This is a genomic window from Stenotrophomonas sp. BIO128-Bstrain, from assembly GCF_030128875.1.
Lineage (GTDB): Bacteria > Pseudomonadota > Gammaproteobacteria > Xanthomonadales > Xanthomonadaceae > Stenotrophomonas > Stenotrophomonas bentonitica_A.
In genome coordinates this window covers 633,109-649,515 of sequence record NZ_CP124620.1, presented here as the reverse complement: position 1 = coordinate 649,515, position 16,407 = coordinate 633,109, and the positions used below count along the sequence as shown (strand labels likewise).

Annotated in this window: 13 protein-coding genes; 5 read left to right on the top strand and 8 right to left on the bottom strand. The window is 66.7% G+C overall.

What is annotated here, in order from left to right; all coding sequences use genetic code 11:
• The first annotated feature begins 58 nt into the window (after positions 1–58).
• A complete protein-coding gene (locus POS15_RS02760; RefSeq protein ID WP_019182639.1) occupies positions 59–3,151 on the top strand; it encodes a TonB-dependent receptor in 3,093 nt (1,030 codons plus the stop codon).
• A gap of 202 nt (positions 3,152–3,353) precedes the next feature.
• Positions 3,354–5,366: a M13 family metallopeptidase gene (locus POS15_RS02755; protein WP_046273319.1), complete on the top strand. Its 2,013-nt coding sequence runs from the start codon at positions 3,354–3,356 to the stop codon at positions 5,364–5,366.
• A gap of 102 nt (positions 5,367–5,468) precedes the next feature.
• Here the strand turns inward: POS15_RS02755 and POS15_RS02750 are convergent, their stop codons facing one another.
• From POS15_RS02750 to POS15_RS02725, 6 genes are all read right to left on the bottom strand, one after another.
• A complete protein-coding gene (locus tag POS15_RS02750) occupies positions 5,469–6,143 on the bottom strand; it encodes a rhomboid family intramembrane serine protease (RefSeq protein WP_019182637.1) in 675 nt (224 codons plus the stop codon).
• A gap of 89 nt (positions 6,144–6,232) precedes the next feature.
• On the bottom strand, positions 6,233–6,580 hold the full coding sequence (locus POS15_RS02745; RefSeq protein ID WP_284129616.1) for an MGMT family protein: 348 nt from the start codon (positions 6,578–6,580) through the stop codon (positions 6,233–6,235).
• An 11-nt stretch (positions 6,581–6,591) separates the two neighbouring features.
• On the bottom strand, positions 6,592–7,512 hold the full coding sequence (locus tag POS15_RS02740) for a DMT family transporter (RefSeq protein ID WP_284128922.1): 921 nt from the start codon (positions 7,510–7,512) through the stop codon (positions 6,592–6,594).
• A 261-nt stretch (positions 7,513–7,773) separates the two neighbouring features.
• On the bottom strand, positions 7,774–9,129 hold the full coding sequence (gene gorA / locus POS15_RS02735) for a glutathione-disulfide reductase (RefSeq protein WP_019182634.1): 1,356 nt from the start codon (positions 9,127–9,129) through the stop codon (positions 7,774–7,776).
• A gap of 154 nt (positions 9,130–9,283) precedes the next feature.
• Positions 9,284–10,531: a DUF418 domain-containing protein gene (locus POS15_RS02730; RefSeq protein WP_070425613.1), complete on the bottom strand. Its 1,248-nt coding sequence runs from the start codon at positions 10,529–10,531 to the stop codon at positions 9,284–9,286.
• A gap of 83 nt (positions 10,532–10,614) precedes the next feature.
• Complete coding sequence (locus POS15_RS02725; RefSeq protein ID WP_019182632.1) at positions 10,615–11,094, bottom strand: peptidylprolyl isomerase; 480 nt, start codon at positions 11,092–11,094, stop codon at positions 10,615–10,617.
• Between the two features lie 111 nt (positions 11,095–11,205).
• On the opposite strand from POS15_RS02725, the gene POS15_RS02720 reads away from it, so the two are divergent.
• The 3 genes from POS15_RS02720 to POS15_RS02710 all read left to right on the top strand — a co-directional run bounded on the left by POS15_RS02720 (position 11,206) and on the right by POS15_RS02710 (position 14,237).
• On the top strand, positions 11,206–11,745 hold the full coding sequence (locus tag POS15_RS02720) for a C40 family peptidase (RefSeq protein WP_019182631.1): 540 nt from the start codon (positions 11,206–11,208) through the stop codon (positions 11,743–11,745).
• A 146-nt stretch (positions 11,746–11,891) separates the two neighbouring features.
• Positions 11,892–12,653 carry a C40 family peptidase gene (locus POS15_RS02715; RefSeq protein ID WP_235318920.1) on the top strand — a complete coding sequence of 254 codons (762 nt, stop codon included), beginning with the start codon at positions 11,892–11,894 and terminating at the stop codon, positions 12,651–12,653.
• A 246-nt stretch (positions 12,654–12,899) separates the two neighbouring features.
• Complete coding sequence (locus POS15_RS02710; RefSeq protein ID WP_019182629.1) at positions 12,900–14,237, top strand: sigma-54 dependent transcriptional regulator; 1,338 nt, start codon at positions 12,900–12,902, stop codon at positions 14,235–14,237.
• 31 nt (positions 14,238–14,268) lie between these two features.
• On the opposite strand, the gene POS15_RS02705 is transcribed toward POS15_RS02710, so the two are convergent.
• Both POS15_RS02705 and POS15_RS02700 read right to left on the bottom strand, forming a co-directional pair.
• Positions 14,269–15,585, bottom strand: coding sequence for a hypothetical protein (locus tag POS15_RS02705; protein ID WP_284128921.1), 1,317 nt, complete (start codon positions 15,583–15,585; stop codon positions 14,269–14,271).
• Positions 15,586–15,633: 48 nt separating this feature from the next.
• Complete coding sequence (locus POS15_RS02700) at positions 15,634–16,398, bottom strand: hypothetical protein (RefSeq protein WP_019182627.1); 765 nt, start codon at positions 16,396–16,398, stop codon at positions 15,634–15,636.
• Between the last annotated feature and the right edge of the window lie 9 nt (positions 16,399–16,407).

Genomic DNA, 16,407 nt, shown 5'->3' with positions numbered 1-16,407 from the left:
CAGCTAACGGGGCTTCATTAAGCACCCGTTAATTCTTTCAATTGAATGGGGGAAGTTGATGATCAAGCAAGCCATGCCGCTTCGTCGGGCCACCCTGACCATCGCGCTGGGGCTGTGCCTGGCCGGGGCAGCGCACGCGCAGTCCGTTACCGGCAATATCTACGGTACCGGCGAACCCGGCAGCACCATCAGCGTGCAGAACCTGGACACCGGTACCAGCCGTACCGTGACCGTCGACCGCAATGGTCGCTACCGTGCCAGCGATCTGCCGAACGGCAATTACAAGGTGACCGTCGAGAAAGATGGCCAGGTGATCGCAGTCCGCGAACGGGTGCAGGTCGTGATCGCCAGTGGCACCGAGGTTTCCTTCTCCGGCACCGGCGTCCAGCAGCTGGACCGCATCGAGGTCAGGGCGACGGCCGTGCCCAAGATCGACGTCAGCCAGACTGACACCCGCACGGTATTCACCTCGGAACAGCTGAAGGAGATCGCGGTCGGCCGTGATATCGCCAGCGTGGCGCTGCTGGCGCCCAGCGTGATTTCCAACGCGAGCTACACCTCCGGTGGCGTCACGGTCCCCAGTTTCGGCGGTGCCGCATCGTCCGAAAACGCGTTCTACATCAATGGCTTCGCGGTGACCAACCCGCTGTCGTCGATCGGCTTCACCACGCTTCCCTTCGATGCGATCTCGCAGCAGCAGGTCCTGACCGGTGGCTACGGCGCCGAATTCGGTCGTGCCACTGGTGGTGTCGTCAACATCGTCACCAAGCGCGGCACGAATGAATGGAGTGGCGGCGGTTACGCCTACTGGAGCCCGGAAACCCTGCGTGCAAGCCCGCGCAACAGCAACTTCGCCGATACCGGTTTCTACGGTGCGGACAATCCGGATCCGACCAAGCGCACGGATGGCCAGCTGTACCAGCTGCGGAACAAGAACCAGAGCTGGACCCAGACCACCGGCGCTTACGTCGGCGGCCCGATCGTCAAGGACAAACTGTTCATCTACGCCAATGTCGAGGTGACCAAGCGTGAGGGTGCCGGCGTGGCATCGACGAGCCAGGCCGCTGCAACGACCACAAACGCATGGCAGGAATACTCCTACGAGTATCCGCGTTGGGCAGCGAAGATCGATTGGAACATCACTGACAATCACCTGCTTGAGTTCACCGGCATCTCCGACGTCACCAAGTACGACAGCGCCGGCTACACCTTCAACTACGCCGATTTCACCCACGGCAACGAGCAGAACGCGGGCACGAGCAATGAGGACAAGTCCAAACTGTACATCGGCAAGTACACCGGCTATCTGACCGATGACCTCACGGTGTCGGCGCTGTACGGCACCCAGAAGATCGATCACAGCCAGAATCCGTGGGGCTACGATCCGGCCTGCCCGCGCACGTCCGCCGTGGCGACCGCACGCGCACCCGGCATTCCGGCCGCAAACTATGCCGGCTGCTGGACGGCCGCCACGGTCAACGTCCCCGGTGCTTACGACGAAACCAAGGGCTGGCGCCTGGACGTGGGCTATCGCCTGGGCAACCATGACCTGCGCGCCGGCCTGGATGTCATGGAAGCAGAGTCGTACACCGGCAGCGAGTACGGCGGCGGGTTCATCTGGGTGTACAGCCGTTCCAACAACCCCAATGCCGCCATCGATGCTTCCCACGGCGTCGGTTCGCCGGCCTCGGCCGGTGGCCTGGGCAGCCAGGGGTACTACGTTCGCCAGCAGTACTACACCCAGATCGCCAAGGTAAGAACCGAACAGTCCGCGCAGTTCCTGGAGGACCGTTGGCAGGTCAGCGACAACGTCCTGCTGACGCTGGGCCTGCGCAACGAGACCTTCAAGAACTTCACCAGCGCCGATGAGGTGTACGTCAAGCAGGACAACCAGTGGGCACCGCGCCTGGGTGGCGTCTGGGATGTCCATGGCGATGCTTCGTTGAAGCTGTTCGCCAATGCGGGCCGTTATCACCTGGCCCTGCCCAACAACGTTGCGGTCCGCGCGGCCTCCGGCTCGCTGTATACGATGGAGTACTTCACCTATACCGGCGTTGCTGCCGATGGTACGCCGACCGGACTGGTCAACGTTCCCGTCGATCCGAGCCTGGGCTATACCTGCCCCGGCAACCCGAACGCCATCTCCTCCAACCTGGAATGCGGCGATGCACCCGATCCGCGCACGGTTGCCGCGGTCGACCTGAAATCGCATTACCAGGACGAATTCATCGTCGGCATGGAACAGGCCTGGGGCGAGAACGCCGTATGGGGTGCCAAGGTGACCTACCGTGACCTGAAAAGTGCGATCGATGACACCTGCACCCCGGCACTGGGAGGCGGCTGCTTCATCTTCAACCCGGGGGTAGGCAACACGTTCTGGGAAGAGCAGGCCGACGGAACGCTGGCCAAGCACACCTACTCCGCCGCCGAACTCGATCTGCCCAAGCTCAAGCGCCGGTACTACGCGGTTGACCTGTTCCTGGAAGGCTCGATCGGTGAAAGGTTCTACGGCAAGGTGAATTACACCTTCGCCCGCAACTACGGCAATACCGAAGGCCAGCTGGCATCGGATCTCGATACCGGCGCGGGCGGTCAGACCGACGTCTCGGTGACCCAGGACTGGGATCTGCCGCAGCTGATGGTCGGCGCCAATGGCCCGCTGCCGAACCACCGTGCGCACCAGATCAAGGCCTACGGTTCCTACCGGATCACGCCCGAGTGGCGCGTCGGTGGCTCCCTGCTGATCGATTCCGGCCGCCCGCGTTCGTGCACCAGCTATTACCCGACTGCGGACCAGGGCCTGTACAACGGCGCGTACTACCACTTCTGTGGCCTGGCCGGCAGCGGCACCGCCCCGGGGAGTGCCGGCTACATTCCGCCCTCGGCTGACTACCGGTTCTCGCCACGCGGCGACAACGGCACCACGCCGTGGGGCTTCAACCTCAACCTGTCCCTGGCCTACACGCCGAACTGGGCGGACAACAAGTTGAGCCTGCAGGCGGACGTTCTGAACGTGCTCAATCGCCAGGTTGCCGGGTCGTACTACAGCAATTACGCGACCGACCGGGTGACCCCGGATCCGCGTTACAACCAGCCACTGAACTACAACTCCCCGCGCCAGGTCCGCCTGAGCGCTCGATACGACTTCTGATCCACCCTGCAGGGCCCCGGCCACCTGGCCGGGCCCTGGTTGGCTTGGCCGTGCTCTCTCCTGCCCCGCTCCGGCGGGGCTTTTTTGTGCCTCAGCCCCCGCTTGGCCCACGGTGCCGCCTGCCTGCCCTTCCTTGCATGCCGCCATGCATCGCGGCTTGATACACTCGCGCGATCTTCAATCCTCGATGGATTTGCTTTACATGCCCAACTTCCGTCCGCTTGCCATTGCCCTGGGCATCAGCCTGGTCACCCTGGTCGCTGCTCCCGATGCGCACGCCGCGCCGAAGAAGAAGGCCGCCGCGCGTGCGCCGGCCGTCAGCGCCCAGTGCAGCGACTTCTACGAGGCCACCAATGCGACCTGGCTGAAAGCCAATCCGGTGCCGCAGACCGGTGCCACCACCGCACTGGGCCAGCTGGCCGACCGCGCACGCCAGCAGCAGCGTGAACTGCTGGATGGCGCGATGACCGCGCCGCAGGGCAACGTGCAGAAGCTGCTCGGCGACTTCTGGGCCAGCGGCCTGGACGAAGCCGCCGTGGAAGCCGATGGCTCCAACCCGATCGCCCCGCTGCTGACCCGCATCAACGCGATCAAGAAGGCCAAGGACGTGCCGGCCTCGATCGCCGCGCTGCACCAGGTGGGCATCCCGGTGGCCTTCAACTTCGCCCCGGACGTGGACCTGAAGGCACTGGACCGCCACATCGGCTACTTCATGCAGGGCGGCATGGGCTTGCCGGACCCGGCGTTCTACACCCGTACCGATGCCGACACCGTCGCGCTGATGGCGCGCTACCGCACCTACGTCAAGCAGGTGCTGGCGCTGACCGGCACCCCGGCGGACAAGCTCGATGCCGAATCGCAGTCGGTGATCGCACTGGAAACCGAACTGGCGCGCAATGCGCAGTCGCTGGCTGGCATCAACAACCCGTTCAACAACTACGCGCCGATCTCCACCAAAGAGCTCAACAGCCGTTACCGCAACCTGCAGCTGGACGCCTTCCTGAAGGCACAGGGCGTCAATGACGACCTGGTCTCGCTGTCCGATCCGGCGCTGTTCAAGCAGCTCGACGGCATGGTCACCCGGCTCAAGCCGGAGCAGTGGAAGGTCTACCTGCGCTGGCGCGTGGGTGATGCGATGGCCCCGTACCTGTCCAAGGCCTACCGCGACGCCGAGTTCGAGTTCCGCGGCCGCGTGATGCGTGGCCAGACCCTGCCGCCGGCACGCTGGGAGCAGGTGCTGGATGCGATCAACGTCGCCGCCGGCCCGATGGTCGGCCGCGAGTACGCCGCCAAGCATCTCTCGGCCGACGACCGTCGCAAGGCGGCGCTGGTGGTGGACAAAATCCGCGAAGTGCAGATCGATGCGGTCAAGCGCAGCACCTGGATGAGCGATGAGGCCAAGACCGAAGCGCAGGCCAAGCTGGCCGCGCTGAAGATCGAGATCGGCACCCCGCTGCGCGATCTGGACTACACCGTGCAGCCGATGGGCCGTGGCAGCTTTGGCGGCAACATGCTGATCGCCTCGACCTGGCGCCACCGCGAAGAGATGAAGCGCATCGGCAAGGGCAACGCCGACCGTCGCTGGGACGTGCTGCCGCAGCAGCCGGCCCTGGCCTACGACATCGCGCAGAACCGCCTGATCGTCACCGCCGCCGTGCTGCAGGGCCCGGTGTTCAATGCCAAGGGCGATACCGCCGACCTGTTCGGCAGCTACGGCGCGCTGGTCGCGCACGAGCTGACCCGCGCGATCGACGCCAAGGGCGCGCTGGTGGATGCCAAGGGCGAACTGCGCAGCTGGTGGACCCCGGCCGACAAGACCGCCTGGACCCTGTTCGGCAACCGCGTGGCCGCGCAGTACAGCGGCTATGACTACCCGGGCGTGAAGGGCGCCAAGGTCAACGGTGAACTCACCCGTGAAGAGAACTTGGCCGACCTGGCCGGCCTCGAACTGGCGTGGGAGGCCTACAAGGCCGTTGAGCCGGCCGCCAAGCCGGCCGCACAGCAGGGCTTCTTCCGTGCCTGGGCGAGCCTGTGGCCGCAGCAGCTCTCGCCGAACGTCGCCGCCCAGCGCCTGAGCTCGGATATCCTGGCCCCGGGCCGCTGGCGCACCAACGGCCCGCTGTCCAACCTGCCGGCCTTCGGTGCCACGTTCACCTGCAAGCCGGGCCAGCCGATGCAGCGCGTGGACAACGATCAGATCAAGGTCTGGCGCTGAGCCCCGCTGCACAGCAGAAACGAAAAGGGCGCCCACTGGGCGCCCTTTTCATTTAACAGGGACGGAGGTGGTTATTAACTACCTCCGTCCCTGTTATTTGCGTTACTTGATGCTTCGCAGATGGTTGGGCCGCTTCGGCGGGCCCGGCGGTCGCCGGTTGTTGAACGGCGGTTGGCCGCGCCAATAGCGGATCAGCAGCCAGCCGAACAGCATGCCGCCCAGGTGGGCGAAATGGGCCACGCCCGGCTGCCAGCCGGTGGCGCCCAGCATCAGCTCCATTGCACCGAACACGATCACGAACGTGCGCGCCTTCATCGGGATGGGCGGGAACAGCAGCATCACCCGCTGGTTGGGGAACAGCATGCCGTAGGCCAGCAGCAGGCCGAACACACCACCGGAGGCACCCAGCACCGTGGCCGGATCGGCCAGCATCATGCCGACCACCAACTGGCACAGGCCGGCGCCAGCGACACACACCAGGTAATAGGTCAGGAAACGCTTCTCGCCCCAGGTCTGTTCCAACGGCGCGCCGAACATGAAGAGCGCGAGCATGTTGAAGAACAGATGGCCGAAGCTGCCATGCAGAAAGCCATAGGTCAGCAGCTGCCAGGGCTGGAAGTTGCCGCCGGGCGAGAACGGATCGAAGCCGCCGCCCAGGGGCTGCAGCATGAAGGGCTCGAACGTGGCATTGCCGAGCAGGAACGGCTGCTGCAGCAGGAACAGCACGGCGTTGGCGATCAGCAACGCTTTGGTGACGGTAGGCAGGCGGGGAAACATGGGGGCATCCTTTGGAACTGCCTCCATCATAGCCGCAGCACCCCGCTGCGATCTGCGCGCCAGCGCCCGCGTTCAACCCGCAGGCAGCGTCAGCCCGGCCCCCACAGGGCGGCATCCAGATCGTTGGCACCGGCCACCGGCATTCCCTTGACCCGGCCGCGCTCCACCACCACGCCCTCGGCACGCAACCGCTGGCTCTGCTCCTTCCAGCCGGCCGAGCCTTCCCGCATCGCGATGCGGCCGTCCGAGCGCAGCACCCGGTGCCACGGCAGAGCTGGATCGTCATTCATGCCGAGCACGCGTGCGGTCAGCCGCGCCCTGCCCGGCAGCCCGGCCTTGGCGGCGACCTGGCCGTAGCCCATCACCTGCCCGCGCGGAATCGCATGGATCACCGCCAGGATCCGCGCCCGTGCCTGTGCGGCCGCGTCATCGCCCATGGCAGCGGCGTTCACGCGCGGACCCGGCTGACCAGCAGCACGCCGAGCAGGACCAGGGCCGTGCCGAGGATCTGCCACGTTCCCATGGGTTCGTCGAGCAGCCATAGACTCATCACGATGGTGGAGACCGGACCGAGCATACCGACCTGCGCGGCCAGCGACGAGCCGATCCGCTTCACCGCCAGCATGATCGCCATCACGGGCAGCACCGTGCAGACCGTCGCATTGATCAGCGACAGCCAGTACACCGGCGGGGGTGCCTGGCCCAGGGCGGACATCGGGTGCAGCACCGCGAAGTGCAGCACGCACAGCACGCAGGCTACGCAGCTGGCGTAGGCGGTCAGGCGGATCGCGCCGATCCGGGCCACCACCTGGCCGCTGCCGAACAGATACAGCGCATAGCTCAGCGCGCTGGCGAACACCAGCGCACTGCCCAGCACGATGCGCCCGCCTTCCAGCTGCAGGTCATGGCCGAACGCCAGCAGTACGCCGAGGTAGCTGAGCACCAGCGCGGCCACCTGCCAGCGGCCGGGGCGCTTTTTCAGCAGGACCAGGCTGATCAGCAGCACCAGGGTCGGGTTCAGATACAGGATCAGCCGTTCCAGGGTGACGCTGATGTACTGCAGGCCTTGGAAGTCCAGCAGGCTGGACAGGTAGTAGCCGGTGAAGCCCAGCCACACCACCCGCCCGCGGTCGCCCCAGGACAACGCCGGCGCGCGCCGTGCCGACCATACCGCCAGCACCGCGAACAACGGAAAGGCCATCAGCATCCGCAGTGCCAGCAGCGTGGTGGCATCCACCCCGTGCCGGTACGCAAGTTTGACGATGACCGCCTTGCCCGAGGCGGCAATGGCCCCGATCGCGGCCAAGGCGATGCCGCCGGCGGCGGTGCGACTGGAGGACGTGGGGAGCGAGGAAGCGGGTGACGACATCAGGACGGCGAACAGCCGCACGGAGGCGGCTGGGCAGCAGGTGGGGCGGCCATTGTCGCATGCTGGCGGCGGGTGTTCTGTCCCGGTAGACCCTGCAGGAACGGCGCTCCGAGCCTGTTTCAACGGCGGAAAGGGCTCGGCCGACCGACAGACCCGGCGCCTGCGGAAGGCTGTGCCGCTTCGTGCGCGGTTGCCACGCATGGCGTGGCACTACCCGGATCCCGGGCGCGGCTTCGGCGGCGACACGCCGCTGGCGCGCTTTCAGCGCATCAGTACGACTTCTTCTGCAGAGGTCGGATGGATGGCCACGGTGTCGTCGAACTGGGCCTTGGTCACGCCCATCTTCACCGCCAGCGCAAATCCCTGCAGGATTTCATCGGCGGATTCGCCCAGCAGGTGCACACCGACCACGCGCTCCTCCTCGCCCACGCAGACCAGCTTGAACACGCTGCGCTGGGTGCCGTCGGCCAGCGCCTGCAGCATCGGGCGGAAGTTGCTGCGGTACACGCGCACGTCGCCGTACTTCGCACACGCCTCCTCTTCACTCAGCCCCACGGCGCCGAGCGCCGGATGCGAGAACACCACGCTGGCCACGTTCTCATAGTCCATCTTCGCCTGGGGCTGGCCACCGAACAGGCGGTCCATCAGCTTGCGCGCCGCGGCGATCGCCACCGGGGTCAGGCCGACCTTGCCGGCGATGTCACCCACCGCGTGCACGCTGGGTACCGCGGTGGTCTGCCACGCATCGACCTCGACCTCGCCCTTGTCGCCCACCACCACGCCGATCGCCTCCAGCCCGAGATCGGCACTGTTGCCGCGCCGGCCGGTGGCAAAGAACACGGCATCGAATTGGCCATCCGCGGGTCCATCGTGCCCGAACGCCACAACGGCATCGCCGTCACGGCGCAGCTCGCGCAGGCGGTAGCCGAAGTGGACCTGCACGCCTTGATGGCGCAGATTCTCGGCAAGTTGCCCGGTGAGTTCCGCATCGAAGCGCTCCAGCAGGCGCTCGCCACGGACCAGCAGGGTCACGCGGCTGCCAAGGGCCTGCAGCAGCCCGGCCAGCTCGACCGCGATGTAGCCGCCACCGACGATCGCGACGCGTTCGGGCGCGCTGCACAGGTTGAAGAAATCATCGGAGACCAGGCCAAGCTCGGCGCCGGGAATGTCCGGGCGCTGCGGATGCGCACCGGTGGCGATCAGGATGTGCCCGGCGCTGATGCGTACACCATCGCTGCATTCCACGGTGTGCGCGTCGACCAGCCGACCACGGCGCGGCACGCGCACCACCTTGTTCTCGTCCAGGCGCTTGAGATAGCTGGCATGGATGTTGGCGATATAGGCCTGGCGGTGTACCACCAGTTCTTTCCAATCCAGCGAGGGGCGTACCGGGACATCGAATCCCATCGCCGCGGCAAGGCCGATGCGTGCAGACAGATCGGCGGCCAGCCACATCGCCTTCTTGGGGACACAGCCGACGTTGACACAGGTGCCACCGAGTTCGCCCGGCTCCAGCATCGCCACCCGCTGCCCATGCTGCGCAGCGCGGAAAGCCGCGGCCAGGCCGCCGGAACCACCGCCCAGCACGATCAGGTCATAGTCGTATTGCGTCGTCATTGGCATCGCTCAACTCGGTAAGGGGCAGGATCGATCGCCGGCGCGCGGGCAGTTGATCAGCTCTGCCATCAACCGCCGGTGCCGACGCTCATGCGCATTCCCAGCATGCCATGACCGGCCGCGATCCAGACGTGAGGGGCTGGGCGCGACGGGGTCAGGTCCGGCGCAGCGGCGGCCACTGCAGATAGGTCATCGCGCGCCAGATCCACTCCAGCGGCCCGAAGCGGAAGCAGCGCAGCCACACATGGCTGATGCCGACCTGCAGCGCGAACAGCGCCAGCGCAAAGGGGATCTGCCACAGCCGGGGCATCGCCTCGAACGCGCCCAGTCCGTATCCATAGAACACCCAGGTGCAGACCAGCGACTGCCCGATGTAGTGGGTCAACGCCATCCGCCCCATCGGCGCCAGCAACTGCAGCCGCGCGCGCCAGTGCACGATCCAGGCCAGGTACCCCAGGCACATCAGCAGCCCGGCCAATGCACTCACGGCGTAGGCCACGCCACCGGCAAGATCCAGCGTGCCTGGTGCCTGGTACGGATGCCAGATTGCACTGCCCAGCATCAACACCAGGCCGACCGGCAGGGCGATCCAGCGCAGCCGCGCATACAGCCGCGCGAACCGTTCCGGCTCGGCCAGCGCGCCGCTACGGGCGAACCAACTGCCGATCAGGAACATGCCCAGCACTTCCGGACCGATCACGAAGATGCCCGAGAGCATCGCGCCGAGGTCGCGCAGGCGTTGGCCGACGGCCTCGCCCCACGTGCCGTGCGCGTACGCCTGCCGTTGCAGTTCGATCGTGCGCTGGGCCTGGGCGATGGCCTCGCGCAGCGGGTCCTGCGCGTGCTCCATGCTGGCCATCCAACTCATCAGTGCACCCAGCACCAGCACCAGCCCGGCCGCGCCCAGGTAGCTGATCGCGCCCATCGCCGGCAGCCAACTGCGCGGCGCTTCGCGGCAGGCGAGCAACAGCAGCGAGATCAACGCGTAGATCACCAGGATGTCGCCGGACCACACCAGCAGCGCATGGCACAGGCCGATCAGCAGCAGGGCGGCGCTGCGGCGCAGATAGAACGGTGCGAACGCGCGGCCAGCCGTTTCGGCGCGCTGCGCCATGACGGAAAAGCCGGCGCCGAACAGCAGCGAGAACAGGGTGAAGAACTTGCCCTGGACCAGCACGTAGATCGCCGCGTCGGCCCAGTAGTCCGCGCCCTGCCAGTGCGGATCGATGCCGGTGAAGGACAGGTCCAGCGGACCGCTGAACGCCTCCATGTTCATCAGCAGGATGCCCAGCAACGCGAACCCGCGCAGGATATCGATGACGGCGATGCGCTCATGCGCGCCCACCGGCTGCAAAGGAGAAGAAGCTGCGTTCACAGGCAATCCGCTGACCAGGTCCGTCATTATGCCGTGCGCACGGCGGCCTGCCGCGGAAACGAAAACGGCCCGCCGAAGCGGGCCGTTGGATCAACGAGGGGGCGCAGCACTCAGTGCTGGTGGCCGCCGTCGCCGTGCACGTGGCCGTGCTCGATTTCTTCCTTGCTGGCTTCGCGCACGTCGACGATCTCGACGTTGAAGTGCAGGTCCTTGCCGGCCATCGGGTGGTTCAGGTCGACGTCGACCACGCTCATGCCGACCTTCTCCACGGTCACCGCGCGCGGGCCGAAGTTGGTCTGCAGCACGACCTGCTGGCCCGGGACCAGCTTGCTGGTACCGAAGTGCTTCTTGGGCACGCGCTGGGTCAGGCCTTCGCGGCGCTCGCCGTAGGCGTCGGTCGCCTTGACGTCCACCTCGAAGGTGGCGCCGGCTTCCTTGTCCATCATGGCGTTTTCCAGGCCGGGGATGATGTTGCCGTGGCCGATCAGGATCGCCAGCGGATCACGGTCCCTGGAGCTCTCGATCGGCTCCTGGCCCTGCTCGGCGACGGTGTAATGGAAACGGACGACGCGGTCTTTTTCGATCTTCATGCGCAACTCTGGTCTGGAGACTGCCGAGGGCAGACGGGTGAGGCGGGTTGTGGCCTGCCGGTTACGCCGCCATCATGACGGCCTTCTAAGGTCGCGCATTATCCGGACAACATGCACATGACGCCAGTTTCGCGCCTGACCCGCCTGCCCGGCCACGTGGCCCTGCTGGCGATCATCGCCCTGCTGAGCGCCTGCGGCGGCGGCAAGACCACCCGCCCGGCCCCGCCGCCCGCCTCGGCCCAGGTCTGGCCCAACGTCACCCCCAACGATCCGCAGGCTGCCAACTCGGTGCTGATGCGCGCGATCGGACTGGTCGGCACGCCCTACCGCTATGGCGGCAACACCCCCGAATCCGGTTTCGACTGCAGCGGCCTGGTCGCGTATGTGTACCGGGAAATGCTCGACCTGCGCCTGCCGCGGACCTCGCGCGATCTGGCCGCGGTGCAGGGGCCGAAGATCGACCCCAAACGACTGGCACCGGGCGACCTGGTGTTTTTCGGCGACAGGGGCAACGTCTTCCATGTCGGGATCTATGTGGGTGAAGGGCGCTTCGTGCATGCCCCGAGCACCGGGGGCACGGTCCGGCTGGACTCGCTCGGCGGCCCCTATTGGAAGGACCACTACACCGGCGCGAAACGCGTCCTTAACTAAGCTGAACAGGGGTAAGGTACAAATTTGTGACGCGAATCACATAGTTGTAAACGAAAAATTAACGGAATTTGTACCTAATCACTGCGCTTACACGGCATCATCACCCATCGTTTTTATTCAGTGACCGCCGCGTGACGACAGACGACCTGACTTGCAAAGGCCAGACCGCCGCAACCCGGCGACGTGCCCGACCCGCTTTCCTCGCTGCAGCGCTCTGCCTGGCCAGCCTTCCGGCCTGGGCGCAGTCCGCACCGACGATCGCCCCCGAAGCTTCTGCAACCCCTGTCACTGTTGCCCCCGATTCCTCCGCGCCGGCCAAGCCCAAGGCTGATGCGCCGGCCCGCAGCAAGGCCGATGCCGCTGCCAGCGCCACCCTCGCCGCCCTGCTTCCGCACCTGGCGGCCAACGACACCATCCCCCTCATGGACCGTTCGGCGATGTTCGCCGGCGATCTGAGTCGCCTGCTCGCCAATTACGATGCCAGCACCGGCGCGATTACCGTGGCCGGCGACGCCGCCGAAAACGGCAAGGTCCAGTCGCTGCTGCGCCGTGCGATGACCCTGCTGGGCACCCCGTACCGTTGGGGCGGCACCTCGCCGGACAGCGGTTTCGACTGCAGTGGCCTGGTCGGCTATGTGTTCCGTACCGCACTGGGCGTCGAGCTGCCGCGTGTCTCGCGCGAAATGGCCCATGACGGCGCCGCCCAGCTGATCAACGATCGCAACGCCCTGGCCGCTGGCGACCTGGTGTTCTTCGGCCGCAAGGGCCGTGTGGACCATGTCGGCATCTATGTGGGTGAAGGCCGCTTCCTGCACGCCCCGAGCACTGGCAAGGACGTCCGTGTGGACAGCCTGGTCAGCGGCTACTGGGGTGGCAAGTTCATGCAGGCCCGCCGCGTCGACCTCTGACCCGCCCTGCGGGACCACCGGATCGAAGGCCGCTGCCCTGCAGCGGCCTTTTTCGTTGGGCCGCGGCAGTGGCCGCTGATCGCCCCAACCCGCGTTCCCTTCTCTGTCACGGTCTTTTTCCCGACCGGCGACGCGCCCGGCGCACACGTGCTGCGGCGGGGGACGGACCCGGACGTGGGGCGGCACGTCCGTGGCAACCGATCAGGCAGCAGACACCGCCCGCGATTCCTGTCGACAAGGTGACGCATGGCGGCTGTCCCCGATTTTCCTGCCCGGTGTGTGATCTGGTTTGGGCAACCCCTCGCGCTTGAACGGGCGACGCTGGCTGCGGCCGGCTGGCAGGTCCGCAGCGTGGCCCCCGAACAATGCGCCGGGATCGGCATGCGCGGCAGCGACCAGGTGGTCGGCCTGCTGGACCTGCGCACGGTGGTGCCGGCCAACCTGGCCCACCTGCAGCAATTGCTGGTCGATCACCGCCACATGAGCCTGCTGGCGCTGTTGCCTGCTGCGCCGCTGCGCTCCTCGCCGGTGCTCGATGCGCTGCTGGCGGCGTGCGTGGATACCTATGTCGCCCCGATCGACCTGCCGCGCGTCGTGCAGCGGCTGCAGCAGCTGGCCGGCGCCGAATCCCTGCCCGCCGCCCATGGCCCGCAGTCCCTGATCGGCGACAGCGCGGTGCTGCAGGTCACCCGTGCGGCCATCCGCAAGTACGCGCCGGTGGACCTGCCGGTGCTCATCACCGGCGAGACCGGGACCGGCAAGGAACTCGCCGCCCAGGCGCTGCATGCGCTGTCGGCACGGCATGCGCGCCCGTTCCTGGCAGTGAACTGCGGGGCCATTCCGGCTGCGCTGGTCCAGTCCGAACTGTTCGGCCATGAACGCGGCGCCTTCACCGGCGCGGCGACGCGGCGCCTGGGCCTGTTCGAATCGGCCAGTGGCGGCACCGTGTTCCTGGACGAGATCGGCGACCTGCCGCTGGATGCGCAGACCAACCTGCTGCGGGTGCTGCAGGAAGGCACGGTCGAACGCGTCGGCAGCAACCGGCCGCTGGAGGTCGATGTACGCGTGCTCGCGGCCACGCACGTGGATCTGGAGAAGGCGGTCGAACAAGGCCATTTCCGTCGCGACCTGTTCTATCGGCTCAATGTGCTGCGCCTGCCGTTGCCGCCGCTTCGTGAGCGCGGCAGTGATATCGCACTGCTCGCCCACCATTTCCTCAGCAGCTTCCGGCATCGCCATGTCACCCGCGCGCGCGGCTTCACGGCCGAGGCGGTGCAGGCGCTCGAACGCTTCGGCTGGCCGGGCAACGTGCGCGAGCTGCTCAATCGGGTCCAGCGTGCGGCGATCGTCAGCGATGCCGAGCTGATCACGGCGGCGGACCTGGAGTTGAGTCAGCCGCTTCTGGCCAGCACCGAACGCGGCCTGCACGGCGCAAAGCAGGTCGCCGAACGCGAAACGCTGCTGCATGCACTGCGCCAGCACGATTTCAACGTCACCGCCTGCGCCCGTCACATGCAGGTCTCGCGGGTGACGGTCTACCGGTTGTGCCGCAAGCACCAGCTCGCGCTGCCCGAACTGCGCTGAGCCGCAGGGTGCAGCGTGTGAGCGGTCGCGCTCACAGGCTGTACGGCACTTTGAAGGCCAGGGTGAAGTCCGGCGCATCCGGGGTCAGGCCGATACCCAGCAGGCTGACCAGGGTCGTTTTCTGGTTGAGCGCATAGGTGATGCCCAGGTTGAGCGTGCCTGCATTGGCGTCGCTGCCGATCACCTTCAACCACTGCCCGTTCTTGTAGCGCGTGGAGGCACGCGCACTCAGCTTGTCACTGAAGGAAATGCTCAGGCTGGTGCGCTCATTGAACGCGAACGCCACGCCGGCGCCGAAGTAATAGGAGCCTCCAAGCTTCACGTCGCCCGGGTTGGTGGTGTCCGGGTTGGCATCAATGTCATCGAAGCTGCGCGGGAAGGAATGGATGTAACCGATGTTGGCGAACAGGATCGCCGGGTCGGCGGTCTTCACGGCCGACAGGCCGACGTTGGCCTGCCACACGCCGTTGCCGGTCGGTTGCTGCTCGGGCACGGCAAAGCGGATGAAGTCATCGTCATCGCGCTCGAGCACCTTCCAGTCCAGCCCGTACGGCGCCCGCCCGGTCGGCGCGGTCGCGCCCACGGTGAGCACGGTCTCGGGCAGCCGCCCGCGTTCGGCGAACAGCCGGTAGTTGGCGCTCAGGCCAACGTCGCCGATGCCGTTTCCCGTGGTCTCTTCCTGCGCGATGGCCGCGGCCGAGCCACCGGCACCGCCCTTCTGGAACACCGTCTTGCGCGCCAGGTACGGCACGTCCAGGTTCAAGGTCAGGCGCGGGCTGATGCCCCAGCGCGCGGCCACGTTGTAGGTCAGCGTGTCCGACTCCACGTTCTCGATGGCGATGTTGCCGAGGAAGATCGCATCCAGCGCCAGGAAGCCGTTGAGGCTGAGCTGCTTGCGGTCGTAGCGGGCGTAGGAAAGGCTGTTTTCAATCGTGAAGCGGCGGCTGAAGAGTGCGGCCTGCTGCTGTTTGACATCATCCACGCTGCGCCGCGACTCCTGCTTGGCCTGCTGCGCTTCGGCCGCCGAGCTGGCATAGCCATCGGCACTGGCCGGTGCGGCCGGGGTGCCCGCCGGCAGGGCCTGCTGCGGGGGAGGCGCGCTGGAGGCCACCGGCGCGGTCTTGCCGGTCAGCCGTGCCTGCATGGCCTGCACCTGCATGTCCAGTTCGCGCAGGCGACGTACTTCCTGCGCGTAGTTGGCCTTGAGGCTTTCCAGCTGCGCCATCAGTGCCTTGACGTCGGCCTCGTCAACCGGCGCAGGCTGTTGCGCCTGTGCCTGGGCGGACGCAGCCGCCATCAGTGCCAGCGCCGCCAGCGCCAGCGGTGTTGCGCGGATCATCGTGTGCATTGCCTTGGCCCACTGTTGTGTTGACGCTCCCCCTGCCGTGCCGATGGATCACTGGCCCGGCCCCATACCTACCCCGCGTACCAGCGTCATCGCCTGCGCCACGTTCTGGTTGAGCGGCACGTTGTTGGCCATTGACTGCCTGACAAGGTCGATCTGCAGCCGGTTGGTGACCGATTGCCCATCACTGCCCAGCGCGATGCTCTGCCCGACGCTGCCGTTGCGGATCCATTGCTGGACCGCGCCGACACCCTCGATCTGCAACTGCACCTTGGCCGTGTTGCCTTCCAGTTGAGCCAGCGCACTGACCCCGCCCTGGTGCACGCTGGCCAGGTTCACGCCTTCGCCGGTGGGCGTTGGCGCGGTGCCATCGCGCACGGTCAGCTGGGTGGCGTTGCTGGCCAGGTTGCCGTCACCGGCGACCTGGATGCTCTGGCTCAGGCCGGCCACGTTCTGCAGGCCGCTGGCGTCCACGCTGCGCCCGGGTGTCACGGGCAGTGGCGCATCCGCGGCGGTGACACTCACGCTGGGCGCGAAGCTGATCTTCGGCGCGTTGCCGCCGTGGCTGAAGTCCATGCCCAGCTTCAGCGCGCTCTGTGCCGACTGCCCACCGGCGGTCTGCCATTGCGAGACCATGGTGACCCCGAACCACGCCACGGTGTTGCCACCAACGGTGTAGCGGCCACGCATGAGGTTCAATTCCGGATCGGGGATTTCGCTCAATCCCTTGCCGGGCCGGCTGTCGTCGGCATGTGCCGGTGCGATGCCCAGCAGGGCAAGCAGCACGATGCCGGGCGTCCAGGTTGCGATGTTCATGTTGCCTCC

What these genes read in the sequence shown, in the direction of transcription:
- POS15_RS02740 (WP_284128922.1), bottom strand. Translation starts at nt 7,512, where the DNA reads ATGTCGTCACCCGCTTCCTCGCTCCCCACGTCCTCCAGTCGCACCGCC.
- POS15_RS02755 (WP_046273319.1), top strand. Translation starts at nt 3,354, where the DNA reads ATGCCCAACTTCCGTCCGCTTGCCATTGCCCTGGGCATCAGCCTGGTC.
- POS15_RS02760 (WP_019182639.1), top strand. Translation starts at nt 59, where the DNA reads ATGATCAAGCAAGCCATGCCGCTTCGTCGGGCCACCCTGACCATCGCG.
- POS15_RS02750 (WP_019182637.1), bottom strand. Translation starts at nt 6,143, where the DNA reads ATGTTTCCCCGCCTGCCTACCGTCACCAAAGCGTTGCTGATCGCCAAC.
- POS15_RS02745 (WP_284129616.1), bottom strand. Translation starts at nt 6,580, where the DNA reads ATGGGCGATGACGCGGCCGCACAGGCACGGGCGCGGATCCTGGCGGTG.
- gorA (WP_019182634.1), bottom strand. Translation starts at nt 9,129, where the DNA reads ATGACGACGCAATACGACTATGACCTGATCGTGCTGGGCGGTGGTTCC.
- POS15_RS02710 (WP_019182629.1), top strand. Translation starts at nt 12,900, where the DNA reads ATGGCGGCTGTCCCCGATTTTCCTGCCCGGTGTGTGATCTGGTTTGGG.
- POS15_RS02700 (WP_019182627.1), bottom strand. Translation starts at nt 16,398, where the DNA reads ATGAACATCGCAACCTGGACGCCCGGCATCGTGCTGCTTGCCCTGCTG.
- POS15_RS02720 (WP_019182631.1), top strand. Translation starts at nt 11,206, where the DNA reads ATGCACATGACGCCAGTTTCGCGCCTGACCCGCCTGCCCGGCCACGTG.
- POS15_RS02730 (WP_070425613.1), bottom strand. Translation starts at nt 10,531, where the DNA reads ATGACGGACCTGGTCAGCGGATTGCCTGTGAACGCAGCTTCTTCTCCT.
- POS15_RS02725 (WP_019182632.1), bottom strand. Translation starts at nt 11,094, where the DNA reads ATGAAGATCGAAAAAGACCGCGTCGTCCGTTTCCATTACACCGTCGCC.
- POS15_RS02705 (WP_284128921.1), bottom strand. Translation starts at nt 15,585, where the DNA reads ATGCACACGATGATCCGCGCAACACCGCTGGCGCTGGCGGCGCTGGCA.